Genomic DNA, 26,896 nt, shown 5'->3' with positions numbered 1-26,896 from the left:
TGTTTCATGGCCCATGTGCATGCCCAGGCGGTCGTCGATCCGGCGGCCCAACTCGATGAATCGGTGACGATCGGCCCGTTCAGCGTGATCGGGCCGCATGTGCGCATTGGCGCGGGCACGACAGTGGGGCCGCATTGCGTGATCGAAGGCCATACGACGATCGGCCGCGACAACCGGATTTTTCAGTTCGCATCCCTCGGCGCCGCGCCGCAGGACAAGAAGTACGCTGGCGAGCCGACCGAGCTCATCCTCGGCGACCGCAATGTTGTGCGCGAGTTCTGCACGTTCAACCTGGGTACCGCGCAGGATCTGGGGGTCACCCGGATCGGCAGCGACAACTGGATCATGGCCTATGTGCACATCGCGCACGACTGCCAGGTTGGTGACCAGGTGACCATGGCCAACAACGCCACGCTGGCCGGGCATGTGCAGGTCGGCGACTGGGTCACGGTGGGCGGGCTCACGGGCGTGCTGCAACGCATGCGCATCGGTGCCCATGCGATGGTCGGCTTTGCCGGTCATGTGAACAAGGACGTGCCACCCTTCATGGTGGTGGACGGCAACCCGCTGCAGGTGCGTGCCGTGAACCTGGTGGGCCTGCGCCGTCGCGATTTTTCGGCGGTGCGGCTGGCCGCAATCCGTGAGATGCACAAGCTGCTTTACCGACAGGGCAAGACGCTGGAAGAAGCCGTGGTGGCCATCGCCGCACTCGGCGCTGCAGAGCCGCAGGCGGCAGCCGACGTTGCCTTGATGCAGGACTTTTTGCAGACGTCCGTCAGCGGCATCGCCCGCTGAGCGACATGCCGCAATCCCAGTCGCTGCGCTGCGCGATGGTGGCCGGCGAGGCATCCGGCGATCTGCTGGCCTCGCTGCTGCTGTCTGCCATGCAAGGCCGCTGGCCTGCCATGCAGGCTGCGGGGATTGGCGGCGCCGCCATGCGCGGACAAGGGTTCGAGGCCTGGTGGCCGAGCGAGCAGCTCGCCGTGCGCGGCTACCTCGAAGTGGTGCCGCACCTGCGCAAGCTGCTCGCAATCCGCCGCGAGTTGGGCGACCGGCTGCTGCGTGAGCGGCCGGACATTTTCATCGGCATCGACGCGCCTGACTTCAACTTCGGCCTGGAAGAGCGGTTGAAGACGGCCGGCATTCCGACAGTGCACTTCGTGAGCCCGTCCTTCTGGGCGTGGCGTGCCGGCAAGGTCGAAAAGCTCAAGCGCAGCGCTGACCATGTGCTGTGCATCTTCCCGTTTGAGCCTGCGCTGCTGGCCAAGCACGGCATTGGCGCCACCTATGTCGGACATCCTTTGGCCGGCGTGATTCCGCTAGAGCCCGATCGGGCTGCGGCCCGCCGCGCCTTGGGGTTGCCGCAAGACGCAACCGTGGTCGCCATCCTGCCTGGCAGCCGCCGCTCGGAGATCCAGCAGATGGCAGCGCGCTTCTTTGCCGCTGCACAGCTGCTGCTGCATCGCCACACAGACCTGCAGTTCGTGGTGCCGGCCGTGCCATCGCAAGAGGCCGACATCCGCCGCCTGGCGCACGCCACGGGCCTGGGTGCGCGGCTGCAGGTGTTCAGCGGCCAATCCCACCCGGTCATGGCGGCGTGCGATGTGGCGCTGGTGGCCAGCGGCACGGCAACGCTGGAGATGGCTTTGTTCAAGCGGCCGATGGTGATCGCGTACCACATGAATTGGCTGTCCTGGCTGTTGATGCGCGGGCGCAACCTGCAGCCCTGGGTCGGCCTGCCCAACATTCTGTGTGGCGATTTCGTGGTGCCCGAGCTGCTGCAGCACGCGGCAACCCCCGAGGCGTTGGCGTCGGCAGTTGGTCGCTGGCTGGACTTGCGCCGGTCCGAGCCTGAGACAATCGCAGCGCTCGAGCAACGCTTCACCGCGCTGCACCACGAACTGCGACGCGACACCGCCACACTGGCCCGCGATGCCATCCAGAAAATTCTTTGCCGCTGAACAACAGGTGCTGTCCTGGGTCGCCCCCGGGCTGCTGGCCGGTGTCGACGAAGCCGGGCGTGGCCCTCTGGCCGGGCCGGTCGTGGCCGCTGCCGTCATCCTCGACGAATTGCAGCCCATCTGCGGCCTGGCCGATTCCAAGGTTTTGACTCCGCAGCGACGCGCGCAGCTGGACGAAGAAATTCGCGCCAAGGCCTTGTGCTTTGCCGTCGCGCACGCCACGGTAGAAGAGATCGATCGGCTCAACATCCTGCAGGCCACGCTGCTGGCCATGCGGCGCGCCGTCGCCGGTCTGCGCCTCAGGCCGGCGCGTGTGCTGGTCGACGGCAACCAGCTGCCGGTGCTCGATGTGCTGGCCGAGGCCGTGGTCAAGGGCGACGCGTTGGTCCCTGCCATCTCGGCGGCGTCCATCCTCGCGAAGGTCCATCGCGACCGCTGGTGTGCCGAGGTGCACGCGCGGTACCCGCAGTACGGCTTCCACGAGCACAAGGGTTACGGGACACCGGCGCACATGGAGGCCCTGCGGCTGCACGGCGCGTGCGATCTCCACCGCCAGTCGTTCGCGCCGGTTCGTGCCGCGGGCGTACTGACCGTGACGGTGGTGACCCCGGCCGGAATCGGGCGATGACCGTAGGCAACGAGCCCACGGTGCTGCGTTCGCGCGAGAACGCCGTCTTCAAGGACCTGCGCCGGCTGGCGCAGGACAACACCGCCTATCGGCAGCAGGGCCGTGTCTGGGTCGAGGGCGATCACCTGTGCCGTGCTGCGCTGGCGCGCGGCTGGCAGCCGGTGCTGGCCGTCGTCGCCGAGCGTGCTGCAGCGTCGTTGCCGGCTTGGGGTCTGGACGCCGGCGTGCGCCAGCTCGTGCTGGCCGATGCGTTGTGGAGCCAGCTGAGTGCCCTTGAGTCGCCCGCCGCTGTGGCCTTCGTGCTGGAGCTGCCCCCCGCGTCGGCCCCAGACCCGGCCGCAGCCAGTGTGGTGCTCGACCGCGTGCAGGATGCCGGCAACGTCGGCTCCATCCTGCGCAGCGCCAGCGCCTTTGGTTACACCCAGGTGCTGGCACTCAAAGGCACGGCGGCCCTGTGGTCGGCCAAGGTGCTGCGCGCCGGCATGGGTGCGCATTTCGGGCTGCGCCTGGTGGAATCGCTGGAGCCGGCCGCCGTGGCGGCGCTGACCGTGCCGCTGCTGGTGACCAGCTCGCACGGCGGTGCGTGGTTGCACGCTGCGGCCTTGCCCTGGCCTTGTGCCTGGGCCTTCGGCCATGAAGGGCAGGGCGTGGGCGCTGAAATCGAAGCGCTCGCCCAAACCCGCATTCGCATCGCCCAGCCGGGCGGGGAGGAGTCGCTGAACGTCGGTGCTGCGGCCGCGATCTGCCTGCATGCGGGCATGGCCGGACGGCTATAATCAGCGGCTTTTTCGCCAATCCTCCGTACGCCCCGCGCGACCTGCCCACTTCCCCGACAACAGCATTTCCGAGAGTCCACTCTCGAGCGCGTTTGGGCGTACCCGTCACCACCCGGAGAACCCAGTGCTTTTGTCCCTTCAGGGAACCGCCCCACACGCCATTTTGGCGCTCGCAGACGGCACGGTCTTTCGCGGCAACTCGATCGGTGCCACCGGCACCACCGTCGGTGAGGTCGTGTTCAACACGGCCATGACCGGCTACCAGGAAATCCTGACCGATCCGAGCTACTGCCAGCAGATCGTCACGCTCACCTATCCGCACATCGGCAACTACGGCGTCAACGCCGAGGACATCGAGGCCGAGAAGATCCACGCCGCCGGCCTGATCATCAAGGACCTGCCTCAACTGGCGTCGAACTTCCGCATGAGCATGACGCTCAGCCAGTACCTGGTCGCCGGCAACACGGTGGCCATCGCCGGTCTGGACACGCGCAAGCTCACGCGCCATCTGCGCACCCATGGCGCGCAGAACGGCGCCATCGTGGCGTTGGCCGCGGGCACTGACGTGACGCAGGGGGACATCGACCAGGCGATCGCGGCGGCCCAGGCGGCACCGCCCATGTCTGGCCTCGACTTGGCCAAAGTCGTTTCGGTCCGCGAGACCTACGAGTGGACGCAGACCGAGTGGAAGCTCGGCTCGGGCTACGGCGTGCAGATCACGCCGAAATTCCACGTCGTCGCCTTCGACTACGGCGTCAAGAAGAACATTTTGCGCATGCTGGCGCAGCGCGGCGCGCGCGTGACCGTGGTGCCTGCGCAGACACCTGCGGTGGACGTGCTCAAGCTGAAGCCGCACGGCATCTTTCTGTCCAACGGCCCTGGTGACCCGGAGCCTTGCGACTACGCGATCGAGGCCACGCGTGCCTTGATCGAAACTGGGATCCCGACCTTCGGCATCTGCCTGGGCCACCAGATCATGGCGCTGGCCTCTGGCGCCAAGACGTTCAAGATGAAGTTCGGCCACCATGGTGCCAACCACCCGGTCAAAGACCTGGACAGCGGCCGCGTTTCGATCACCAGCCAGAACCACGGCTTCGCGGTGGACGAGACGACGCTGCCGGCCAACCTGCGCGCCACGCACGTAAGCCTGTTCGACGGCACGTTGCAAGGCCTGGCCCGCACCGACAAGCCGGCGTTCTGTTTCCAGGGCCACCCTGAGGCTTCGCCCGGCCCGCACGACATCGGCTATCTCTTCGACCGTTTCACGCAGTCCATGGACAAGTACAAACAGTGCCAAGCGGAGGTCAAGAATGCCTAAGCGCACAGACCTCAAAAGCATCCTCATCATCGGCGCCGGCCCCATCGTCATCGGCCAGGCCTGTGAGTTCGACTACTCCGGCGTGCAGGCCTGCAAGGCCCTGCGCGAGGAGGGCTACAAAGTCATCCTGATCAACAGCAACCCTGCGACGATCATGACCGACCCGGCCACGGCGGACGTCACCTACATCGAGCCCATCACCTGGCAGACGGTCGAGAAGATCATCGCCAAGGAGCAGCCCGACGCCATCCTGCCGACCATGGGCGGCCAGACCGCGCTGAACTGCGCGCTGGACCTGTGGCACCACGGCGTGCTGGACAAATACAAGGTCGAGCTGATCGGCGCCACGCCCGAGGCCATCGACAAGGCCGAAGACCGCCTGAAGTTCAAGGACGCGATGACCAAGATCGGCCTGGGCTCGGCCCGCTCGGGCATTGCGCACACCATGGACGAAGCCTGGGGCGTGCAGAAGACTGTGGGTTTCCCGACCGTCATCCGCCCCAGCTTCACGCTGGGTGGCACCGGTGGCGGCATCGCCTACAACGCCGAGGAGTTCGAGACCATTTGCAAGCGCGGCCTGGAGGCATCGCCGACCAGCGAATTGCTGATCGAAGAGTCCTTGCTCGGCTGGAAAGAGTACGAGATGGAGGTCGTGCGCGACAAGGCCGACAACTGCATCATCGTCTGCTCCATCGAGAACCTGGACCCGATGGGCGTGCACACCGGCGACTCGATCACCGTCGCGCCGGCGCAGACGCTGACCGACAAGGAATACCAGATCATGCGCAACGCCAGCCTGGCGGTATTGCGTGAGATCGGCGTGGACACGGGCGGCTCGAACGTGCAGTTCTCGGTCAACCCGGCAGACGGCCGGATGATCGTGATCGAGATGAACCCGCGGGTGTCGCGCTCCTCGGCGCTGGCTTCCAAGGCCACGGGTTTCCCGATTGCCAAGGTTGCTGCCAAGCTGGCCATCGGCTATACGCTGGACGAGTTGCGCAACGACATCACGGGCGGCGCGACGCCGGCCAGTTTCGAGCCCAGCATCGACTACGTGGTGACCAAGATCCCGCGTTTTGCGTTCGAGAAATTCCCAACGGCCGACAGCCGGTTGACCACGCAGATGAAGAGCGTGGGCGAGGTGATGGCGATGGGCCGCACCTTCCAGGAAAGCTTCCAGAAGGCGCTGCGCGGCCTGGAGGTCGGCGTCGACGGCATGAACGAGAAGACGACGGACCGCGAGGTGCTGGAGCGTGAACTCGGCGCGCCCGGCCCTGAGCGCATCTGGTACGTGGGCGATGCCTTCGCTTCCGGCTGGACGCTGGACGAAGTCCATGCGCTGACCAAGATCGACAAGTGGTTCCTCGTGCAGATCGAGCAGATCATCAAGATCGAGCTGGACTTGGACAAGTTCACCGACAGCCACGGCGCGGCGGCCTTGTCCAAGCTGTCCGAGCCCGAGATGCGCACGCTCAAGAAGAAGGGCTTCTCCGACCGTCGCCTGGCCAAGCTGCTCAAGACCAACGAGAACGCCGTGCGCGCGGCGCGCCATGGCCTGAACGTGCGCCCGGTCTACAAGCGGGTGGATACGTGCGCGGCCGAGTTCGCAACCGACACCGCCTACATGTACTCGACCTACGAGGAAGAATGCGAGGCCGAGCCGACCAACAACAAGAAGATCATGGTGCTGGGCGGTGGGCCGAACCGCATCGGCCAGGGCATCGAATTCGACTACTGCTGCGTGCACGCGGCGCTGGCGATGCGCGAGGACGGCTACGAGACCATCATGGTCAACTGCAACCCAGAGACCGTGTCCACCGATTACGACACCTCCGACCGCCTGTACTTCGAGCCGCTGACGCTGGAAGACGTGCTGGAGATCGTCGACAAGGAAAAGCCACTGGGCGTGATCGTGCAGTACGGCGGCCAGACGCCGCTGAAACTCGCACTGGGCCTGGAGGCCGCGGGCGTGCCCATCATCGGCACCAGCCCCGACATGATCGACGCGGCCGAAGACCGCGAGCGCTTCCAGAAATTGCTGCAGGCGCTGGGCCTGCGTCAGCCGCCAAACGCCACCGCCCGGGCCGAGCCCGAGGCGCTGGAGAAGGCGGCCGCGTTGGGCTATCCCCTGGTCGTGCGCCCCAGCTACGTGCTGGGTGGTCGTGCCATGGAGATCGTGCATGAGCAGCGCGATCTGGAGCGCTACATGCGTGAGGCCGTCAAGGTCAGCCACGATTCGCCGGTGCTGCTGGACCGGTTCTTGAGCGACGCCATCGAATGTGACGTCGATGCGGTGCGCGACGCCACCGGCCGGGTGTTCATCGGCGGCGTGATGGAGCACATCGAGCAGGCCGGCGTGCACAGCGGCGACTCGGCCTGTTCACTGCCGCCGTACTACCTCAGCAAGGCGACCGTCGACGAGCTCAAACGCCAGACCGCAGCCATGGCCGAGGGCCTGAACGTGGTCGGCCTCATGAACGTGCAGTTCGCGATCCAGGAGCGGGACGGCCAGGACGTGATCTATGTGCTCGAGGTGAACCCACGCGCCAGCCGCACGGTGCCGTTCGTGTCCAAGGCGACAGGCATCCAGTTGGCCAAGGTGGCGGCGCGCTGCATGGCCGGGCAATCGCTGGACCAGCAGGGCATCGGCGCCGAAGTCACGCCGCCGTACTTCAGCGTGAAGGAGGCCGTGTTCCCGTTCGTCAAGTTTCCGGGGGTGGACACCATCCTCGGTCCCGAGATGAAGTCCACCGGCGAAGTGATGGGCGTGGGCAAGACCTTCGGCGAGGCCTTTGTCAAGAGCCAGCTGGGCGCCGGCACCAAGCTGCCGCGTTCCGGCACGGCCTTCCTGACCGTGAAGAACAGCGACAAGCCGCGTGCCGTCGAGGTGGCGCGTGCGCTGGTCGCCCAGGGCTTTTCGGTGGTGGCGACCAAGGGCACGGCTTTGGCCATCACGGCGGCCGGTATTGCCTGCAAGACCGTGAACAAGGTAACCGAAGGCCGGCCGCACGTGGTCGACATGATCAAGAACAACGAGATCGCGCTGGTGGTCAACACGGTGGAGGAACGTCGCAACGCCATCTCTGACAGCCGCGCGATCCGCACCTCCTCGTTGCTGGCCCGTGTGACCACGTTCACGACGATTTCCGGTGCCGAGGCGGCGGTCGAGGGCATGCGCTACATGGACCAGCTGGGTGTGATCTCGGTGCAGGAGATGCATGCGCAACTCGGCGCTTGAGCGGCCTTTGAGCTGAATCGCCCGTCCGGGCCGCCGCTGGCGGCATAATCAACCGCTTCAACACACCGCCGAACGGCAACGCTCGGCGGTTTGCTTTTGGGAGACCCACAAATGAACAACACCATCCCCGTCACCCGGCGCGGCGCCGAGGCGCTGAAGACCGAACTGCACCGCTTGAAGACGGTCGACCGCCCCTTCATCATCAACGCCATCGCCGAAGCGCGTGCCCAGGGCGACCTGTCCGAGAACGCGGACTACGACGCCGCCAAGGACCGCCAGGGCTTCATCGAAGGCCGCATCCAGGAGATCGAAGGCAAGCTGTCGGCAGCCCAGGTCATCGAGCCGACCGAGGTCAATGCCGGCGGCAAGATCGTGTTCGGCGCCACCGTGGATCTGGAAGACGAGGACACCAGCCAGGCCGTCACTTACCAGATCGTGGGGGAAGACGAGGCCGACCTGAAGCTGGGCCGCATCAACATCTCCAGCCCGATCGCCCGCGCGCTGATCGGCAAGGCCGAGGGCGACAGCGCCGAAGTCCACACGCCCGGCGGCACGCGCCGCTACGAGGTCGTGGCGGTGCGCTACGTCTGAAGCGCGATGCAGGGACCACTGCCCCTGCTGACCGCCGCGCTCTGGTGGGGCAGCCTGACCACGGTGTTCTGGGTCGTCCCCATGCTGTTTGCCCACCTGCCCAGCCCCGCGCTGGCTGGTGGCATGGCGGCACGCCTGTTCAGCGTGCAGACCTGGATCACCCTGGGCTGTTGCGGCCTGCTGCTGATCGTGTCGCGCCCGCGCGGCGATGACCGACTGGCGCCATGGGCCAAGCCGGTGCTGGGCTTTGTGCTGGCGGGCTTGCTGCTCGCGCTGCTGGGGGAATTCGCGGTCGCGCCACGCATCGTGGCACGCGAGAATCTGAAGCTCTGGCACGGCCTGGGCAGCGGCATGCTGATGTTGCAATGGTGCTGCGCTGGCCTCACGTTCTGGAAACTGGCGCGGCCTGCGCCTGCACAACAAGGAGACTGACCATGCCTGGACTGCTGCCCGATATCGACCCTGATGGCCTGCTGGAATTTTCGGTGGTCTACACCGACCGCGCGCTCAACCACATGTCCAAGCGCTTCACCGGCGTCATGCAGGACATCCTGGCCACACTCAAGCAGGTCTACCACGCCCATACGGCCGTGCTGGTGCCGGGCAGCGGCACCTTCGGCATGGAGGCGGTCGCGCGCCAGTTCGCCAACCGCGAGAAGGTGCTGATCGTGCGCAATGGCTGGTTCAGCTACCGCTGGAGCCAGATCTTCGACGCCGGCGGTCTGGGCGGCGGCGCCGTGGTCTGCAAGGCGCGCCGCACGGGCGATGGGCCGCAGGCCGCCTGGCAGCCGGCGCCGGCCGACGAGGTTGCGGCCGCGATCCGCGCCGAGCTGCCCAAGGTCGTGTTCATGCCGCATGTGGAAACCGCCAGCGGCATCATCTTGCCCGACGCCTACCTGCGCACCGTGGCCGATGCCGCCCACGCCGTGGGCGCGCTGGTGGTGCTGGACTGCGTGGCATCAGGCGCGATGTGGGTCGACATGGACGCCACCGGCGTCGACGTGCTGATCTCCGCGCCGCAAAAGGGCTGGAGCAGTTCGCCCTGCTGCGCCATGGTGATGCTCAGCGCGCGGGCCCGCGACGCCATCGAGAGCACGACCAGCAGCAGTTTTTCGTGCGATCTCAAGAAGTGGATGCAGATCGCCGAGGGGTACGAGAAGGGCCAGCACGCCTACCACACGACCATGCCCACCGACGCACTGGTGCGCCTGCGCGAGGTCATGCTGGAGACGCGCGACTACGGGTTCGACAAGGTGCGCGCAGAGCAGATCGAACTGGGCGCGAAGGTGCGCACCCTGCTGGAATCGCGCGGATTTCCCAGCGTCGCAGCCGAGGGCTTCAAGGCGCCTGGTGTGGTGGTGAGCTACACGACTGACCCGGACATCCAGAACGGCAAGAAGTTTTTGGCCGTGGGGTTGCAGACGGCGGCTGGCGTGCCGCTGCAGTGCGACGAGCCTTCGGACTTCCGTACCTTCCGCATTGGCCTGTTCGGCTTGGAGAAGTGGCACAACGTGGACCGGACGGTGGGCCAGCTGGCCAAAGCGCTGGAGGAGGTCGCGCCACGTTGACCGTCGGAGCCTGCGCGGTCGGGCTCAGGTCTGGCTGCGCTTTTTGACGCTGGTCTGTGGCTTTGGCTTGGCGCGCTTGACCTTGCCACCGGGCGTCAGCCGCTGGTTGCCCAGCACGCGCAGCATCTTGACTTCGGGCCGCTGACCCCCACGGCTGCTGAACTTGAGCACCTTGACGTCACGCGGGCCGGCCATCCGGTCCTCGTCGACGGTGCGTTCCTTGGTCGCTTCCGGCTTGGGGCGCCACAGTACCAGCAGTTTGCCGATGTGCTGGATGGGTGCTGCGCTGAGCTCATCGCTCAGCTGCTGGTACATGGCTTCGCGAGCGACGCGGTCGTCCGACAGCACGCGCACCTTGATGAGGCCATGGGCGTTGAGCGCGAGGTCGGTTTCACGCACGACGGCCGGCGTGAGGCCGTCGCCGCCCACCATGACCACAGGGTCCAGGTGATGGGCTTCGGCACGGTGCACCTTGCGCTGTGCGGGGGTAAGTTGAATCTGGGGCATCCCCGTATTATCAGAGCCAATATGAAAGTCAAGACCAAGAGCAAGAAAGTCAACAAGGCGTGGCTGAACGACCATGTCAACGACACCTACGTGAAGCTCGCGGCGAAGGAAGGCTACCGCGCGCGCGCCGCCTACAAGCTGAAGGAGATCGACGAGGCGCTGCACCTGCTCAAGCCGGGCCATCTGGTGGTCGATCTCGGGTCCACGCCGGGCGCGTGGAGCCAGTACGTACGGCGCAAGCTGTCGCCGCGCACGGCCACCGGCGGCGGTGCGGCGGTGGGCGAACTCAATGGCACCATCATCGCGCTGGATCTGCTGCCGATGGAGCCGGTCGAAGGTGTGCAGTTTCTGCAAGGCGATTTCCGTGAGCCCGAGTTCATGGCGCAGCTGCACCTGGCCATGGACGGTCGGCTGGCCGATGTCGTGGTGTCCGATATGGCGCCCAACCTGTCGGGCATCGGATCTGCCGATGCCGCGCGGATCGTCCACCTGGTCGAACTGGCGGTCGAGTTTGCCCAGGGCTACATGAAGCCCCACGGCACGCTGGTCGTGAAGCTGTTCCACGGCAGCGGCTACGACGAGTTGGTCAAGCTTTTCAAGGAGCGGTTCCGCGTTGTCAAGCCGCTCAAGCCCAAAGCCTCGCGCGACAAATCGTCCGAAACCTTTTTGATCGGTACTGGTCTCAAAGCAGCGGCTCCATTTGTCGAAAAAGCGTCTTAAACCCTTGTCGCAGCTATGGGTGGAATCGTCGAAACCGGGTCTTTCGGAACTTGAAATGCCTAAAATGATGCCCAGGTATGTCAATACCGAAGCCTTCTGCCCCCACCGGAGTCCTGCTTGAAGAATCCCTGGTTTTCCAAAGTTGCTGTCTGGCTCGTGATCGCCATGGTGCTGTTCACGGTGTTCAAGCAGTTCGACACACGCGCCACCGCGGGTGCCGGTTTCCTCGGGTATTCCGATTTCCTGGAGGAAGTGCGCAACAAACGCATCAAATCGGCCACGATCCAGGAAAGCCCTGGCGGCACCGAGATCATCGGCGTCACCACAGATGACCGCCGCGTGCGCACCACCGCCACCTACCTCGACCGCGGCCTGGTCGGCGACCTCATCGCCAACAACGTGAAGTTCGACGTCAAGCCGCGCGAAGAGGGCTCGCTCTTGATGACCCTGCTGGTCAGCTGGGGCCCGATGCTTCTCTTGATCGGCGTCTGGGTCTACTTCATGCGCCAGATGCAGGGCGGCGGCAAGGGCGGCGCCTTCAGCTTCGGCAAGAGCAAAGCCCGCATGATGGATGAGAACAACAACAACGTGACCTTCGCCGACGTGGCAGGTTGCGACGAGGCGAAGGAAGAAGTGCGCGAAGTGGTCGACTTCCTGAAGGACCCTCAGCGCTTCCAGAAGCTCGGCGGCCGCATTCCGCGTGGCCTTCTGCTGGTCGGCCCTCCCGGCACCGGCAAGACGCTGCTGGCCAAGTCCATCGCGGGTGAAGCCAAGGTGCCGTTCTTCAGCATCTCTGGCTCTGACTTCGTCGAAATGTTCGTCGGTGTGGGCGCCGCCCGCGTGCGCGACATGTTCGAGAACGCCAAGAAGAACGCGCCCTGCATCATCTTCATCGACGAAATCGATGCTGTCGGTCGCCAGCGTGGCGCCGGCCTGGGCGGCGGCAACGACGAGCGCGAGCAGACTCTGAACCAGATGCTGGTCGAGATGGACGGCTTCGAGACCAACCTCGGTGTGATCGTGGTCGCGGCGACCAACCGCCCCGACATCCTGGACGCCGCCCTGCTGCGCCCTGGCCGCTTTGACCGCCAGGTCTATGTGACGCTGCCCGACATCCGTGGCCGCGAGCAGATCCTGCATGTGCACATGCGCAAGGTGCCCGTCGCCCAGGACGTGAACGCCAGCGTCATCGCCCGCGGCACGCCTGGCATGTCCGGTGCCGACCTGGCCAACCTGTGCAACGAAGCTGCCTTGATGGCCGCACGCCGCAATGCCCGCGTGGTCGAGATGCAGGACTTCGAGAAGGCCAAGGACAAGATCCTGATGGGCCCGGAGCGCAAGAGCATGGTCATGCCCGAGGAAGAGCGCCGCAACACGGCCTACCACGAGTCTGGCCACGCCCTGATCGGCAAGCTGATGCCCAAGTGCGACCCGGTGCACAAGGTGACGGTCATTCCCCGTGGCCGCGCCCTGGGTGTGACCATGAGCCTGCCGGCCCAAGACCGCTACAGCTATGACAAGGAATACATGCTGAGCCAGATCAGCATGCTGTTCGGTGGCCGGATCGCCGAAGAAGTGTTCATGAACCAGATGACCACCGGCGCCAGCAACGACTTCGAGCGTGCCACCTCCATCGCCCGCGACATGGTCACCCGCTACGGCATGACCGATGCGCTGGGCCCCATGGTCTACGCCGAGAACGAAGGCGAAGTGTTCCTGGGCCGCTCGGTCACCAAGACCACCAACATGAGCGAGCAGACCATGCAGAAGGTCGACGGCGAAGTGCGCCGCATCATTGACCAGCAGTACGCCCTGGCACGCAAGCTGATCGAAGACAACAGCGACAAGATGCACACCATGGCCAAGGCGCTGCTCGAATGGGAAACGATCGACACCGAGCAGATCGACGACATCATGGCCGGCCGTGAGCCGCGCCCTCCCAAGGACTGGACGCCGCGCACGCCCACCGGTGGCAACAGCGGTGGTGGCAGCGGTGGCGCTCCGGCCGTGAATCCGGAACCAGCGCCGACTGCGGCCTGAGCGATTCGCGCAGTTTCCTGACGGACAATACGGGGCCTTGACGGCCCCGTATGCATTTTTCGCACATGTTCTGGCACACCACCCGCTTTCGTATCGCGCTCGACCTCCCGCAGGTGATGGGCATTGTGAACGTGACGCCCGACTCATTTTCCGACGGTGGTCTGCACGCCAGCACGGCCGCTGCGTTGCGCCGCTGTGAGGCCATGGTCGAGGAGGGCGTTGCCATCCTCGACCTGGGCGCCGAGTCGTCCCGTCCCGGTTCGACACCGCTGCCGGTGGCACAGGAACTCGAGCGCCTCTTGCCCGTACTGCGCGGTGCCCTCACGCTGGGTGTTCCGGTGTCGGTCGACACGTACAAGCCCCAGGTCATGCAGGCAGCCTTGGACCTCGGCGCTGACATCGTGAACGACATCTGGGCGCTGCGCTGGCACGACACGGGCGCGGGTGACACCGCGGGCGCCGCTGCCCGGGTGGTCGCGGCGCACCCGGGCTGCGGCGTCTGCCTGATGCACATGCACGGCGAGCCTGCCACCATGCACCGCCAGCCCATGCAGGGCGATGCACCTGCGCAGGTGCTCGACTTCCTCGTGCAGGCGGCCACGTCGCTGCGTCAGCAGGGCGTCGGCGCCGAGCGCATCGTGCTGGACCCGGGCATCGGTTTCGGCAAGACCGTCGAACAGAACTTCAGCCTGCTGGCCCAGCAGCCGGCACTGTTGGCGGCGGGCTACCCGCTGCTGGTCGGCTGGTCGCGCAAGTCTTCGCTGGGGGCCGTTGCGGCCGACGGCGAGGGTGCCGTAGCACTGGCGCCCGCGTCTCATCCGCGCATGGTGTCCAGCGTCGCCGCAGCGCTGCTGGCGGTCGAACGTGGCGCGCGCGTGGTGCGTGTGCACGACGTACGCGAAACCGTTGCGGCGCTGCGCGTCTGGCGTGCTGCCAGCCCGCAGTCCACCGCAGCCTCTTCATAAGAAAGAACAAGCTCCATGACACGTCAGTATTTCGGCACCGATGGCATCCGTGGCACCGTCGGTGTTGCGCCCATCACACCCGACTTCGTGCTGCGCCTGGCGCACGCCGTTGGCCGCGTGCTGCGCCAGACCGAGCAGCGCCCCACGGTGTTGATCGGCAAAGACACGCGCATCTCCGGCTACATGCTGGAAAGCGCGCTGGAATCCGGGTTCAACTCCGCCGGCGTCGACGTCGTGCTGCTCGGGCCGCTGCCCACGCCCGGCGTGGCCTACCTGACGCGCGCGCAGCGTGCCAGCCTGGGCGTGGTGATCAGCGCCAGCCACAACGCCTACCCGGACAACGGCATCAAGTTCTTCAGCGCCCAGGGCACCAAGCTGCCCGACGACTGGGAGATCGCCGTCGAAGCGGCGCTGGAACGCCCACCGCAGTGGGTCGACTCCGCCAGCCTGGGAAAGACCCGGCGGCTGGACGATGCCGGCGGCCGCTACATCGAGTTCTGCAAAAGCTGCTTTCCCACCGAACTCACGCTCAAAGGCGTACGGATCGTTGTCGACGCGGCGCACGGCGCTGCCTACCAGATCGCGCCGCTGGTGTTTCACGAACTGGGAGCTGAAGTCATCGAGATGGGCTGCGCCCCCGATGGCTTGAACATCAACGAAAAAGTGGGCGCCACGCACCCAGAAGCCATGATCGCCAAGGTGTTGGAACACCATGCCGATTTCGGCATCGCGCTGGACGGCGACGCCGACCGGCTGCAGCTGGTCGACCGCAATGGCCGCCTGTTCAACGGCGACGAGATCCTCTACCTGATGGTCAAGGAGCGGTTGTCGCGCGGCGGCAGCAAGCAGAGCAAGCGCCGTGGCGATGCCGTGCCCGGCGTGGTCGGCACCTTGATGACCAACATGGCGGTCGAACTGGCGCTGCGCAGCAAGGGCGTGGAACTGGTCCGCGCGAAGGTGGGCGACCGCTACGTGCTGGAAGAACTGGAAAAGCGCGGCTGGCTGCTGGGTGGCGAGGGTTCCGGCCACTTGCTCGCTCTGGACAAGCACACCACCGGTGACGGCTTGATCAGCGCGCTGCAGGTGCTGCAGATCTGCGTGCGCAGCGGCCAAAGCCTGTCCGACGTGTTGGGCGACCTGACGCTGTTCCCGCAAGTGCTGCTCAACGTGCGCCTGCGGCCGGGACAGGACTGGAAGTCCAACGCGGCCATGGGCAGCGCCATGCGCGAAGTCGAACGCGAACTCGGCGATGCCGGCCGCGTGCTGATCCGCGCCAGCGGTACCGAGCCGGTGCTGCGCGTGATGGTCGAGGCGCGCGACGCCGACCAGGCCCGACGCTGCGCCGAGCGCATCGCCGCCACACTGGGCTGAGCGCGCCCTGGCCCGGGCCTGGGCCTGTCCAGATTCTGACCCTGACCATGGCCTGAGCATGAGCATGAGCTGGCGCCCGGGCTGAGCCTCTGCCTCTGCCGACCCTGCGCGCGGTGCCAGTGTTGCGGCCCGCCGTGCAGTCCCGATGGGCCGCCGCTACGATGCCTGCCTGCAGTGACGCAAGGAGGCCCCCATGCCGAAATCCCGTCCATGGCGCGCGGCCCCGCTGGTGCTGGCCGCCGTCCTGTCGAGCACCGCTCTGCCAACGCGCGCTGCCGACCCCGTGGCCGACTACCCCGGCAGGCCCGTCAAGATCGTCGTGCCGTTTGCCCCCGGGGGCACCACCGACATCCTGATCCGGGTGCTCAGCCCTCGCATCGCCCGCCAGCTGGGCCAGCCCGTGCTGGTCGAAAACCGCGCGGGCGGTGCCGCTACTGTGGGTGCCGACTATGTGCGCCGCGCCGCGCCCGACGGCTACACGCTGCTGGCCGCCTCGTCGCACCACCCGATCGCGCAGCACGTCCTGCCCTGGCTGGGCTACCGACTCGATGCCGATCTGATGCCCGTCGGCATGCTGGCGCTGGTGCCCAACGTCGTCGTGGTCAACAGCACCGTGGCCGCGCGCTCTGCGCTCGAGCTGGTCAGCGTCTCGCAGGGCCAGCCCGACCGCCTGAACTACGCCTCGGCCGGGATGGGCTCGGCCCACTTCCTGATCGGCGAGCTGTTCAAGCAGCAGACGGGCGCGCAGCTCACGCACATCCCCTACCGCAGCAGCGGCCCGGCCGTGGTCGACCTGCTGGGCGGGCAGGTGTCGGTGATGTTCGATATGGTGAGCTCGGCACTGCCCTACATCCGCGCCGGCATGACCACGGCACTGGCCGTCACCACAGCCCGGCGTTCCTCCGTGCTGCCGTTCGTGCCCACGCTGGCCGAGGCCGGCGTGCCCGGCATCGACCTGGGCACCTGGTTCGGCCTGATGGCTCCGGTCGGCACGCCCGGCGTCGTGGTGGACCGACTGAACCGGGAGATCCTGAAGGCCCTTGCCGACCCGCAGGTGCAGCAGCAGTTGTTGGCCATGGGCATCGAGTCCATGACCAGCACGCCTGACGAAATGGGCGCACAGATCCGGCGCGAGCTGCTGGAATACGGCGAGCTGGTGCGCCGGACCCGGCAGTCCGCGCCCTGAAAGCGCGACGGGCCCCGGCCCGCGTTCGCCCACGCTCCAAGCCCGCGTTGCGCGATCGCATCGTCATGCCCGCGCCATGCGGGCGACACGTTGACGTCACACCGGCTGCCCATACTGCGGCGCACGGGCCGTGCGTTGCGCGGCGGCTACCAGGAGCATCCGATGGACCACCCCACGCGGCACGCATTGCGGATCGCCCACCTGCGCTGACATGCACGCAGCCTTTGACACCCTCGGTTTCTGGCCGGAGGCGGACCTGCCGGACGACGCGGCTGACGAGTGCCCTGCGAGTGGCGGCCACACCACCTACCGCGCGGTCTTCATCTCCGACCTGCACCTGGGCACGCCTGGCTGCCAGGCCGGCCCGCTGCTGGACTTCCTCAAATCGCATTCCAGCCAGACGCTGTATCTGGTCGGTGACATCGTCGATGGCTGGCAACTGCGCCGCCGCTGGCACTGGCCGCAGGCCCACAACGACGTCGTGCAAAAGCTGCTGCGGCGCGCCCGCAAGGGCTGCAGGGTGGTGTTCATCCCAGGCAATCACGACGAGTTTGCGCGCGGCTTCGCCGGCCACCACTTCGGCGGCATCGAGGTACGCGAGGAAGCCGTGCACACCACGGCCGACGGCCGCAGGCTCTGGGTGATCCACGGCGATCATTTCGACGCCGTCATCCAGTGCGCCAAGTGGCTGGCCTACCTGGGTGACAACGCCTACGAGCTCACGCTGCGGCTGAACCGCCATCTGAACAGCCTGCGCGCGCGCATGGGCCTGCCGTACTGGTCGCTCTCGGCGTACCTGAAGCACAAGGTCAAGAAAGCCCTGAACTACGTCACCGCATTCGAAGAAGCCGTGGCCGCCGAAGCCCGCAAGCGTGGCTACCAGGGCGTGGTGTGCGGCCACATCCACCGCGCCGAGGTGCGCGAGATCGACGGCACGCTGTACTGCAACGATGGTGACTGGGTGGAGAGCCTGACCGCGCTGGTCGAGCACCACGACGGCCGGCTGGAACTCGTCCACTGGCACGGCGCCCACCAGCACCAGCCGAGCCGCGCGACCAAGAAACACGCAGAGCCGCTGGCAGTGCCTGTGGCACCTGAGCAGGCCGCTACCGTCTGAGCTGCGCGGGGCCGCCTCAAGAGGCTGTCACCGCCCGCGCGACGGCGAAGGGTAGTCCAATGAGCGGCGCGGGCCAGTGATGGCCCACGTCGGCCGCTACTCCGCCCGCTGGACCGTCTCGCCCTTGAGCATCCCGACATCGCGGATGTTGTGCCCACGCCGGCGCCAGCCGCGCCAGGTGCGCACCGGGTGGCCCAGCGAGATCATGTAGTAGATGCCCTTGAACATGTTCAGCGCGCGGCGGTAGGGCGTCTTGCCGTAGATGTCGCCCGCCAGCACGGACATCAGCGCCTCTTTGACCCGCATCGGGTTGGCCGGGTACATGAACATCTCGCGGATCGTCGGGTTCGTCACGCGGTAGATGAACCACGAATACTCGCGCGGGCCCTTGCGCATCATGGCTTCGAACGCGCGGCGCGCGGCCGGCAGTTCGGCCGGCTTGTCCAGCGCCGTGGCCACCAGGTCGGCGCCGTCGAACGCGCTGTGCATGGCCAGGTACACGCCGGACGAGAACATCGGGTCGATGAAGGCGAACGCGTCGCCCAGCATCACATAGCGCTCGCCGGTGGCGTGCGTGCTGTTGTAGGCAAAGTTGCCGGTGGCGTGGACCGCGTCGTCCACCAGCGTCGCTTCCTTCAGCCGGTCGGCCAGCTCCGGCGCCATCGCGATGGTCTCGAGCAGGAAATCCTTCAACGGCTTGTCGCCGCGTGACTTCAGGTAGTAGGCCCAGGCCACCGCACCCACGCTCGTCGTGCCGTCGGCCAGCGGGATGAACCAGAACCAGCCGTGCGGGAACCAGCAGATGCTGATGTTCCCCTCGCGCTTGCCCTCGAGCCGCCGCACGTTGGTGAAATGCCCGAACAGCGCCGTGCTGTTGTGGTTGGGGTTCTTCTGCTTGCTGCGCAGCTGGTTGGCCAACAGCGTGTCGCGCCCGCTGGCGTCCACCACGAAGCGTGCGCGCCAGCCCTTGCGCGTGCCGTCGGCCAGCTGGGTCCGCACCGTGGCGCCGTCAGCGTCGAAGGCCACCTCGCGCACCTTGCACCCCTCCAGCGTGCGGGCGCCCTTGGCGGCAGCATTGCGGAACAGCAGCTCGTCCAAATCGGAGCGGCGTACCTGCCAGGCCATCGGCATGCTCTTGTCCCAGGCCTCGTCAAAGTCCACGTAGCTGCAATGCTCGTGCTCGGGCGAGACGAACTCGATGCCGTACTTGGGCATGCCGATGCGCGCCACCTGCTCACGCACACCCAGCCGCTCGAACAGCGCCACATTGGCCGGCAGCAGCGATTCGCCGATGTGAAAGCGCGGGTGTTGGGCCTTGTCCACCAGCACCACGTCGCGGCCCTGCTGCGCCAGCAGCGCGGCAATGGTGGCGCCGGCCGGCCCGCCGCCAATCACGAACACATCGCAGGTGGCGAGCTCGGTGGCGTCTGGTGCGGGGGATTCGGAAGCTACAGCGGGCATGGTGCGGGTGGTGGAACGAGGAGGCCGGATGATAAAGAGGTCCGCCGCCGATCTGCTGGCGCTTGTCATTTTCGGCCAATGCGCCAAGTCGTTCGGCCATTGTGGGCAGGCGCGTGTATCCGCATCCTGAACGACTTCGACCTGGCAGCCTGGTCGATCCCGGGCGTGGCTTACCAGCAGTACATCGGCCAGCAATGCGCGCGCGAGGAGGTGATGCTGGACGAGATCGGCTTCAAGCCGGAGTGAACGTGTGGTCGCGTCGTCGCGCAGCGCCGGTTCGATCGGTACGGTGACCATGCATGGTGTGCAGGGCGTCGGGCGAGGGCTCGCCCAGGGGCCGCAGGCGTGGCCATGGCACTCCTACAATCCGCCGCGCCAGCGTGCGGCCGGGGTCTGGGCCGCAGGCCAGCGGTCCCCCATGCAACCACCGAATCCCGGCACCACACGCCCCACCATTTCCATCGGCCAGGTCACGCAAATCCTGCTCGGCGCACGCCGTGCTGGTCGCGACTGCGATCGCCTGCTCGAGCGCGCCGGCATCCCGCCGGAGCTGCTGCAGGCACCGTTGGCGCGCGTCAGCCAGGCGCAGTACGCGGCCCTGGTCTTCGGCCTGCGCCACAGCATGCGCGACGAGTTGTGGGGGTTGTGCAGCCGGCCGGTGCCGCTGGGCAGCTTCGAGGCCGCCTGCCGCCTGGCCGTGGGGTGCCGCACACTGGAAGAAGCATTGCGCGCCGGTCTGCGCCACTACCGGCTGCTCTTGTCTGATTTCACGCCGCGGCTGCGGGTCGACGGCGGTGTGGCTGCGTTGCACGTGGTGCCGCGCGTGCCGGCCGATGCGCTGTTGGTCTACGCCCAGCGCGCTTTCGGCTTTCTGGCCTATGGGTTGGTCTGCTGGCTGGTGGCGCGGCGGCTGCCGCTGCTGGCGGTGGACCTGCCGCACTCGGAGCACGGCCACGTCGGCGACACGCCCTTGCTGTTTCAGGCGCCGTTGCACTACGGCATGGGCGCTGGCTGGCGCTTCGAGTCGCGTTGGCTGTCCCTGCCGGTGGTGCAGACCACCGAGAGCCTGGCCGGCTTTCTGGCGCAGGCGCCGGCCAGCCTGTTGCTGCGGTACCGCGACGACAGCAGCCTGACGGAGCGCATCTGCCGCATCCTGCGCCGCCACCTGGGCGGGCCGATGCCGTCACTGGAACGCGTGGGCGATCTGCTGGCGATGACGCCGCAGACCCTGCGCCGCCGGTTGCGCGATGAGGGCCACGGGTTTCGCGCCATCCGCGACGACCTGCTGCGCGATGCCGCCATCGACCTGCTGACGCGGCCCGGCCTGGCGCTGCCCGAGATCGCCGGCCAGCTGGGCTTCTCCGAGGCCAGCACCTTTCACCGCGCGTTCAAGCACTGGACGGGCGTGGCGCCAGGGGCGTATCGCCAGACGCGACTGTCCTGAAACAGCCGGGGGAGGGCGCGAACTCAGCTCGGGTGCGTCAAGCGTTCGATGCGGCCGAGCGCCTGGTCGCGCAACTGGCTGATGCGCGACCAGCTCACGCACATGCGGGCGTAGGTGCGCATGGTGGTCAGGCCGACCTTGTCCACGCCCGAGCGTTGTGTCTCATCGGTCGCCGTCTCGAAAGCGCTGGCTGCGTCCAGCCACTGTTCAGCGAGTTCACCGTAGCCCGAATCGCGCAGCACCGTGCGTGTGTAGTCGGGTTCTGTCTCTTCCATCCGGGCCAGCGCCTGTGCCTGGGTGAGGTTCATCATGTTCTCCAAAGCGTGCGCCAGGTGGAGCCCCTGACGTCATCGGCTTGGATGATGAAATTTCGGCGGTGCGAGGGTTGTAGGAAGCCTGCCCGTCTCGGCGTGCGTGGCAGCGCTGGCGCCGCCGTGTGCTAGCGCGGCTTGACCGCCGTGTACTCCGAGAAGATGCCCAGCTCGGTGTGGCGCTGCACCAGCTCGAAGCCGGCAGCACGCAGCGCATCCAGCACCGACTGCGGTGCGATGCAGGCCTCGATGGTGTCCCAGTAGTAGCGCCACAACTCGGCCGTGTCGCGCTGGCGCGCCACCACCTTGGCGATCAGCGGCACCACCGCGCGCATGTAGCCGCGCAGCAGCAGCGTGGCGGCCGGGTGCTGAGGCTTGGTGATCTCCAGCACCAGCAGCTGGCCACCGGGCCGCAGCACGCGGTGGAATTCGGCGAAGGCGGCGTGCACGTCGGTCAGGTGGCGCAGCGCGTATCCCATGCTGAGGAAGTCGCAACTGGCTGCCGGGCAGGGCAGGGCCTCGGCACGGCCCTGCAACAGGGGCACGCCCGGCAGCGTCACCTCGCCCATCATTCCGGGGCTCGGGTCCACACCGGTCACCTGGCCCTCGTGACCGACGATGGCCAGCGCCTGCCGCGCCACCAGGCCGGTTCCGATGCCCACGTCCAGCACCTGGGCGCCGGCCCGCAGCCCGGCACGCTGCAAGGCCATGCGCCGGTACCAGGGGCCGCTGCCGAAGGCCAGCACGCGTTCGATGCGGTCGTAGTCGCTGGCGGTGGCGTCGAAGATGCGGCGCAGGTAGCGGCCGTGTTCGGCCTCGTCTGCGTAGTAGGCGGCCAGCGGCGTGTGCGGGGCCAGCGCCTCATCGGCCAGAAGGCCGGAACGTTGTTCTTGCATGCAGCATTATCCCGACGCGCTCGACGCAGGCGTCGCGTACGGCGAGGTGGCCAAGGGCGGCCGGGCCTGTGCAGGGCGCGCACGTTCAACGCCGCACGCCGACATGCTGGCGCGACCCGTCGTCGACGGCCACGGCCCGCAGACGCAAAAAACCCGCCGGGTGGCGGGTTCGAGCGGTCGCGCAAGTCTGCCGCAGCAGACCTGACGTGGGGCGCTTACTTGGTCGGGCCGACCAGGCCGCCCTTGGGCATCGAAGCTGCCTTGTTGGCAGCGGCTGCCTCGGCACGGGTTTCCGTGCGAGCGGACTTGTCGGTCTTGGACATGTCCGAAGCATTCGGCGCGGGCTTCACGCCACCGACCAGACCACCCTTGGTGGCTTGACCTGCCTGGTTGGCGGCGGCTGCGTCTTCCCTACGGTCCGAGCGGGCTTCTGCCTTCTCGGTGCCGGTCATGTTCGTTGGTGTGGGTGCCTTCTTCACGCCACCGACTTCGCCTTGGGCAAATGCGCCCATGGCCAGCGTCTGGGCAATCACAAAACCGACGGTCAATACTGCTTTATTCATATCTTCTCCTAAGGGGTGGAACATCAGCGCGTCGCCTGTTGAGATAGGGCGGGTGCGCGCCTGGCAAGCGTAAAAGCCGGGTGGTGCCGCACCCGTAGGACGCCACCCGGTCGCCTGGCAGGCCAATCACGGGACCCCATTCGGCCGAAAACGCACCAGGTTGGTAACGCATTGGCCCACGGCGAGGGCTGCAGCGTCCGCTTTCGGTGCAAACCGCCACGGGCGTGCTCCAGACGCGGACGATCGGCCCGGCATGGATGTTGCGACGCAAGCTGCATGTTCCGCCGGCAGCGTTGCCGCGCAGAGCACAGTGCCTCCGCTAATGACGGCGAGACCCACGCGAATCGACAGCAACCCGCTCGACGTTCGCTTCGTTCCAACCCGATTCGCATCCGTCTGACGCGGGGCCTCTTGCACCGACTGCCCGCCAGTTCGTGCAGTGTCCTGACCCCGCCACGGCGCCGGTGTTTACAGGACCCGACATGAAAATCGCAGTGATTGGCCACGGTATGGTGGGCCACAAGTTTCTCGAGCAACTCGACGCGCTGGGCGTGACCGATGCGCAGGTGACGGTGCTGTGCGAAGAGCCGCGCCCCGCCTACGACCGGGTGCACCTGTCGGCCTTTTTCTCGGGCACCACGGCCGACGAACTGTCGCTGGTCGAGCCCGGCTTCTTCGAGCGCAGCGGCTTCACGTTGCACCTGGCCGCCAAGGCCGCCAGCATCGAGCGCCGCACCAACACCATCACCACGGCCGATGGCGAAGAGCTGGTCTACGACAAGTTGGTGCTGGCGACCGGCTCGGCGCCGTTCTTGCCGGCCGTGCCGGGGCGTGACCGGCCGCACTGCCACGTCTACCGCACCATCGAAGATCTGGAGGCGATGAAGGCCTCGGGCGCCAAATCCAAGAGCGGCGTGGTCATCGGCGGTGGACTGTTGGGCCTGGAATGCGCCAAGGCGCTGCGCGACATGGGGCTGGACACGCACGTCGTCGAGTTCTCGCCTCGTCTCATGGCGGTGCAGGTGGACGAAGGCGGCGGCCGCGTGCTGCGCACCAAGATCGAGGCGCTGGGCGTGCACGTGCACACCAGCCGCAACACGCTGGAGATCACCGATGGCGCCACCGCGCGCCACCGCATGGTGTTCGCCGACGGCACGCACCTGGAGACCGACATGATCGTGTTCTCCGCCGGCATCCGCCCGCGCGACGAACTGGCGCGCCAGAGCGTGCTGGCCCTGGGCCCGCGCGGCGGCGTGGCGATCGACAGCAACTGCCGCACCAGCGACCACGACATCTACGCCATCGGCGAATGCGCGGCCTGGAACGAGCAGGTCTTCGGCCTGGTGGCGCCGGGCTACGACATGGCCCGCGTGGCCGCGCGCCACATCGCCGGCGAGACGGATGCGGCCTTCGTCGGTGCCGACATAAGCACCAAGCTCAAGCTGATGGGCGTGGACGTGGCCAGCATCGGCGACGCCCAGGGCAAGACGCCGGGCTGCCGCAGTTTTCAGTATGTGGACGAGCGCAAGCAGATCTACAAGAAGATCGTCACCAGCGAAGACGGCAAGACGCTGCTCGGCGCCGTGCTGGTGGGCAATGCCGACGAGTACGGCACGCTGCTGCAGATGGCGCTCAACGGTATCGCGTTGCCGGATGAGCCGGAGTTCCTGATCCTGCCCGCAAGCGACGGCAAAGCCAAGCCCGGCCTGGGCGTGGACGCGCTGCCCGACACGGCGCAGATCTGCTCGTGCAACAGCGTGACCAAGGCGCAGATTTGCGCTGCGGTGGGCGAGGGCGTGTGCACCGCCGCCGAGATGAAGGCCTGCACCAAGGCCGGCGCCACCTGCGGCGGCTGCGTGCCACTGGTCACGCAGGTCATGAAGATGGAGATGGCCAAGCGCGGCATGGCCGTCAACAACCATCTGTGCGAACACTTCGCCTACTCGCGCCAGGAGCTCTACCACCTGGTGCGCGTGGGCCAGATCAAGACCTTCGACGATCTGCTCGCCAAGCACGGCAAGGGCCTGGGCTGCGACATCTGCAAGCCGGCCGCCGCCAGCGTGCTGGCCTCGATCTGGAACGAGTTCGTGCTGCAGCCCCAGCTGGCCAAGCTGCAGGACAGCAACGACTACTTCCTCGGCAACATCCAGAAGGACGGCACCTATTCCGTGGTGCCGCGCATGCCGGGCGGCGAGGTCACGCCGGACGGGCTCATCGCGGTGGGCTCCGTGGCCAAGAAGTACGGCCTGTACACCAAGGTCACGGGCGGCGCGCGGGTCGACATGTTCGGCGCGCGGCTGGAGCAGCTGCCGCTGATCTGGGAAGAGCTGATCGCCGCTGGCTTCGAGAGCGGCCATGCGTATGGCAAGTCGCTGCGCACGGTGAAGAGCTGCGTCGGCAGCACCTGGTGCCGCTACGGCGTGGACGATTCCGTGGGCCTGGCCGTGCAGCTGGAGAACCGCTACAAGGGCCTGCGCGCGCCCCACAAGATCAAGTTCGGCGTCTCGGGCTGCACGCGTGAATGCGCCGAGGCGCAGGGCAAGGACGTCGGCATCATCGCCACCGACAAGGGTTGGAACCTGTACGTCTGCGGCAATGGCGGCATGAAGCCGCGCCACGCCGAGCTCATCGCCAGCGACCTCACGAAGGACGCGCTGATCGCACTGATCGACCGCTTCCTGATGTTCTACGTGCGCACGGCCGACCGTCTGCAGCGCACCAGCACCTGGCGCGAAAACCTCGAAGGTGGTCTGGACTACCTCAAGCAGGTGCTGATCGAGGACCGCCTGGGCCTGGGTGCCGAACTGGAGGCGCAGATGCAGAACGTCGTCGACACCTACCAGTGCGAGTGGAAGACGGCAGTCACCACGCCGGCCGTGCGCCAGCGCTTCAAGAGCTTCGTCAACAGCGACAAGCCCGACGAGCACATCGTCTTCATCGAAGAGCGCGGCCAGATCCGCCCGGCCCGCTTGGATGAGCGCGCCGACACCACCACCACCGCCGCATGAACCCGCCCGGAGCCCCACGATGAACAACGACCTGGCCACCCTCACCGCCGATGCCACCCGCTGGACGGCGGTCTGCACACTGGACGACATCGTTCCCGACACCGGTGTCTGCGCGCGTGTGCACGAGCGCCACGTGGCGGTGTTTCGCCTCGGCGCAGACCGCCTCTACGCCATCGACAACGTGGACCCGAAATCCGGCGCCAGCGTGCTCTCGCGCGGTCTGGTCGGCAACCTGGGCGAGCGCATCGTCGTCGCCTCGCCGCTCTACAAGAACCATTTCGACCTGGCCACCGGCGAATGCCTGGAGGCGCCCGAGCACTCGGTGCGTGCCCACGCCGTGCGCGTGGACAACGGCCACGTGCTGGTCGCCCTGAACTGAAACCGACGTCCACCTTTTCCAGAGAACTTCATGGCCTACCTCGCTCCCACTGAATTCGTGACCAAGATGGTCGACGCCGGCGAATCAAAACTGCTGATGTCCACCCGTGACACGCTGATCCGCTCCTACATGGCCGGTGCCATCCTGTCGCTGGCCGCAGCCTTCGCGGTCAGCGTGACCGTCAATACCGGCGACCCACTGATCGGTGCCATGTTGTTTCCGGTCGGCTTCATCATGCTGTACCTGATGGGTTTTGACCTGTTGACCGGCGTGTTCACCCTGACGCCGCTGGCGGTGTTCGACAAGCGCCCCGGCGCCACCTGGCGCGGCGTGCTGCGCAACTGGGGCCTGGTGTTCTGCGGCAACTTCGCCGGTGCGCTGACGGTGTCGGTCTTCATGGCCATCATCTTCACGTTCGGCTTTTCCGAGGCGCCCAACGCCATCGGCGAGAAGCTGGGCCACATCGGCGAAGGCCGTACCGTGGGCTACTCGTCGCACGGCGCTTCCGGCATGCTGACGCTGTTCGTGCGCGCCGTGATGTGCAACTGGATGGTGTCCACCGGTGTCGTGGCGGCCATGATGTCGACCAGCGTCTCGGGCAAGGCCATCGGCATGTGGATGCCCATCATGGTGTTTTTCTACATGGGTTTTGAGCACAGCATCGTCAACATGTTCTTGTTCCCCACCGGCCTGATGCTGGGCGGCAACTTCACGTTGATGGACTACATCATCTGGAACGAGATCCCCACCGTGCTGGGCAACCTGGTGGGCGGCCTGACGTTCGTCGGCGTCACGCTGTATTCGACGCACTACAAGACGGGCGCCAAGCGCCGCATCGCCTGATCGCC

26 protein-coding genes are annotated in these 26,896 nt (G+C 66.8%); 21 read left to right on the top strand and 5 right to left on the bottom strand.

The window, feature by feature from the left end; all coding sequences use genetic code 11:
• Window positions 1-6 precede the first annotated feature (6 nt).
• The 9 genes from lpxA to AC099J_RS10175 all read left to right on the top strand — a co-directional run bounded on the left by lpxA (window position 7) and on the right by AC099J_RS10175 (window position 10,080).
• Complete coding sequence (gene lpxA, locus AC099J_RS10215; RefSeq protein WP_479615136.1) at window positions 7-795, top strand: acyl-ACP--UDP-N-acetylglucosamine O-acyltransferase; 789 nt, start codon at window positions 7-9, stop codon at window positions 793-795.
• A gap of 5 nt (window positions 796-800) precedes the next feature.
• Window positions 801-1,961 (top strand): lipid-A-disaccharide synthase, encoded by a 1,161-nt coding sequence (gene lpxB, locus AC099J_RS10210; protein WP_479615135.1) that lies wholly within the window; start codon window positions 801-803, stop codon window positions 1,959-1,961.
• Entirely contained in the window at window positions 1,933-2,589 is a 657-nt protein-coding gene (gene rnhB, locus AC099J_RS10205) for a ribonuclease HII (protein ID WP_479615134.1), read from the top strand. The genes lpxB and rnhB overlap by 29 nt, the downstream gene beginning before the upstream one ends.
• On the top strand, window positions 2,586-3,365 hold the full coding sequence (locus tag AC099J_RS10200) for a TrmH family RNA methyltransferase (protein ID WP_479615133.1): 780 nt from the start codon (window positions 2,586-2,588) through the stop codon (window positions 3,363-3,365). Before rnhB ends, AC099J_RS10200 begins: the two co-directional genes overlap by 4 nt.
• Window positions 3,366-3,489: 124 nt before the next feature.
• Entirely contained in the window at window positions 3,490-4,683 is a 1,194-nt protein-coding gene (gene carA / locus AC099J_RS10195) for a glutamine-hydrolyzing carbamoyl-phosphate synthase small subunit (protein ID WP_479615132.1), read from the top strand.
• Window positions 4,676-7,921: a carbamoyl-phosphate synthase large subunit gene (gene carB, locus AC099J_RS10190; protein WP_479615131.1), complete on the top strand. Its 3,246-nt coding sequence runs from the start codon at window positions 4,676-4,678 to the stop codon at window positions 7,919-7,921. The genes carA and carB overlap by 8 nt, the downstream gene beginning before the upstream one ends.
• Window positions 7,922-8,032: 111 nt before the next feature.
• Entirely contained in the window at window positions 8,033-8,512 is a 480-nt protein-coding gene (gene greA / locus AC099J_RS10185; protein ID WP_479615130.1) for a transcription elongation factor GreA, read from the top strand.
• Window positions 8,513-8,518: 6 nt separating this feature from the next.
• Window positions 8,519-8,944: a DUF4149 domain-containing protein gene (locus tag AC099J_RS10180; protein ID WP_479615129.1), complete on the top strand. Its 426-nt coding sequence runs from the start codon at window positions 8,519-8,521 to the stop codon at window positions 8,942-8,944.
• Window positions 8,945-8,946: 2 nt separating this feature from the next.
• A complete protein-coding gene (locus tag AC099J_RS10175) occupies window positions 8,947-10,080 on the top strand; it encodes an aminotransferase class V-fold PLP-dependent enzyme (protein WP_479615128.1) in 1,134 nt (377 codons plus the stop codon).
• A gap of 24 nt (window positions 10,081-10,104) precedes the next feature.
• Here AC099J_RS10175 and AC099J_RS10170 read toward each other — a convergent pair whose 3' ends face one another.
• Entirely contained in the window at window positions 10,105-10,587 is a 483-nt protein-coding gene (locus AC099J_RS10170; protein ID WP_479615127.1) for a YhbY family RNA-binding protein, read from the bottom strand.
• A gap of 21 nt (window positions 10,588-10,608) precedes the next feature.
• Here AC099J_RS10170 and AC099J_RS10165 point away from each other — a divergent pair, with 21 nt between their 5' ends.
• The 6 genes from AC099J_RS10165 (at window position 10,609) to AC099J_RS10140 (ending at window position 17,986) form a co-directional block, all read left to right on the top strand.
• Window positions 10,609-11,307: an RlmE family RNA methyltransferase gene (locus AC099J_RS10165; protein WP_479615126.1), complete on the top strand. Its 699-nt coding sequence runs from the start codon at window positions 10,609-10,611 to the stop codon at window positions 11,305-11,307.
• Between the two features lie 117 nt (window positions 11,308-11,424).
• Window positions 11,425-13,347: an ATP-dependent zinc metalloprotease FtsH gene (ftsH, locus tag AC099J_RS10160; protein WP_479615125.1), complete on the top strand. Its 1,923-nt coding sequence runs from the start codon at window positions 11,425-11,427 to the stop codon at window positions 13,345-13,347.
• Between the two features lie 65 nt (window positions 13,348-13,412).
• Window positions 13,413-14,312, top strand: a complete 900-nt coding sequence (folP, locus tag AC099J_RS10155) for a dihydropteroate synthase (protein WP_479615124.1) — start codon at window positions 13,413-13,415, stop codon at window positions 14,310-14,312.
• A gap of 15 nt (window positions 14,313-14,327) precedes the next feature.
• Entirely contained in the window at window positions 14,328-15,683 is a 1,356-nt protein-coding gene (gene glmM / locus AC099J_RS10150) for a phosphoglucosamine mutase (RefSeq protein ID WP_479615123.1), read from the top strand.
• A gap of 193 nt (window positions 15,684-15,876) precedes the next feature.
• On the top strand, window positions 15,877-16,869 hold the full coding sequence (locus AC099J_RS10145; protein ID WP_479615122.1) for a tripartite tricarboxylate transporter substrate binding protein: 993 nt from the start codon (window positions 15,877-15,879) through the stop codon (window positions 16,867-16,869).
• A 211-nt stretch (window positions 16,870-17,080) separates the two neighbouring features.
• Complete coding sequence (locus tag AC099J_RS10140; RefSeq protein ID WP_479615121.1) at window positions 17,081-17,986, top strand: UDP-2,3-diacylglucosamine diphosphatase; 906 nt, start codon at window positions 17,081-17,083, stop codon at window positions 17,984-17,986.
• Between the two features lie 96 nt (window positions 17,987-18,082).
• Here AC099J_RS10140 and AC099J_RS10135 read toward each other — a convergent pair whose 3' ends face one another.
• The gene (locus AC099J_RS10135) at window positions 18,083-19,447 is read right to left on the bottom strand and encodes an NAD(P)/FAD-dependent oxidoreductase (RefSeq protein WP_479615120.1); all 1,365 of its coding nucleotides are present in this window, start codon (window positions 19,445-19,447) and stop codon (window positions 18,083-18,085) included.
• A 78-nt stretch (window positions 19,448-19,525) separates the two neighbouring features.
• Here AC099J_RS10135 and AC099J_RS10130 point away from each other — a divergent pair, with 78 nt between their 5' ends.
• On the top strand, window positions 19,526-19,693 hold the full coding sequence (locus AC099J_RS10130; RefSeq protein ID WP_479615119.1) for a hypothetical protein: 168 nt from the start codon (window positions 19,526-19,528) through the stop codon (window positions 19,691-19,693).
• A 172-nt stretch (window positions 19,694-19,865) separates the two neighbouring features.
• Window positions 19,866-20,891, top strand: a complete 1,026-nt coding sequence (locus tag AC099J_RS10125; protein ID WP_479615118.1) for an AraC family transcriptional regulator — start codon at window positions 19,866-19,868, stop codon at window positions 20,889-20,891.
• Window positions 20,892-20,914: 23 nt separating this feature from the next.
• On the opposite strand, the gene AC099J_RS10120 is transcribed toward AC099J_RS10125, so the two are convergent.
• A complete protein-coding gene (locus AC099J_RS10120; protein ID WP_479615117.1) occupies window positions 20,915-21,199 on the bottom strand; it encodes a hypothetical protein in 285 nt (94 codons plus the stop codon).
• A gap of 131 nt (window positions 21,200-21,330) precedes the next feature.
• A complete protein-coding gene (locus tag AC099J_RS10115; protein ID WP_479615116.1) occupies window positions 21,331-22,098 on the bottom strand; it encodes a class I SAM-dependent methyltransferase in 768 nt (255 codons plus the stop codon).
• Here AC099J_RS10115 and AC099J_RS10110 point away from each other — a divergent pair.
• Window positions 22,097-22,303, top strand: a complete 207-nt coding sequence (locus tag AC099J_RS10110) for a hypothetical protein (protein ID WP_479615115.1) — start codon at window positions 22,097-22,099, stop codon at window positions 22,301-22,303. The genes AC099J_RS10115 and AC099J_RS10110 overlap by 2 nt on opposite strands.
• Before the next feature lie 10 nt (window positions 22,304-22,313).
• Here the strand turns inward: AC099J_RS10110 and AC099J_RS10105 are convergent, their stop codons facing one another.
• Complete coding sequence (locus tag AC099J_RS10105) at window positions 22,314-22,685, bottom strand: hypothetical protein (protein WP_479615114.1); 372 nt, start codon at window positions 22,683-22,685, stop codon at window positions 22,314-22,316.
• A 458-nt stretch (window positions 22,686-23,143) separates the two neighbouring features.
• Between AC099J_RS10105 and nirB the strand changes: the two genes are divergently transcribed.
• From nirB to AC099J_RS10090, 3 genes are read left to right on the top strand one after another with little or no spacing between them, the layout of a single operon-like run.
• On the top strand, window positions 23,144-25,669 hold the full coding sequence (nirB, locus tag AC099J_RS10100; RefSeq protein ID WP_479615113.1) for a nitrite reductase large subunit NirB: 2,526 nt from the start codon (window positions 23,144-23,146) through the stop codon (window positions 25,667-25,669).
• Between the two features lie 19 nt (window positions 25,670-25,688).
• Entirely contained in the window at window positions 25,689-26,048 is a 360-nt protein-coding gene (nirD, locus tag AC099J_RS10095; RefSeq protein WP_479615112.1) for a nitrite reductase small subunit NirD, read from the top strand.
• Between the two features lie 30 nt (window positions 26,049-26,078).
• Window positions 26,079-26,891 (top strand): formate/nitrite transporter family protein, encoded by an 813-nt coding sequence (locus AC099J_RS10090; RefSeq protein WP_479615111.1) that lies wholly within the window; start codon window positions 26,079-26,081, stop codon window positions 26,889-26,891.
• Window positions 26,892-26,896: the final 5 nt, after the last annotated feature.

The organism is Rhodoferax sp. RT4P68 (assembly GCF_056521305.1).
This window is presented reverse-complemented; position numbering and strand designations above follow the sequence as displayed.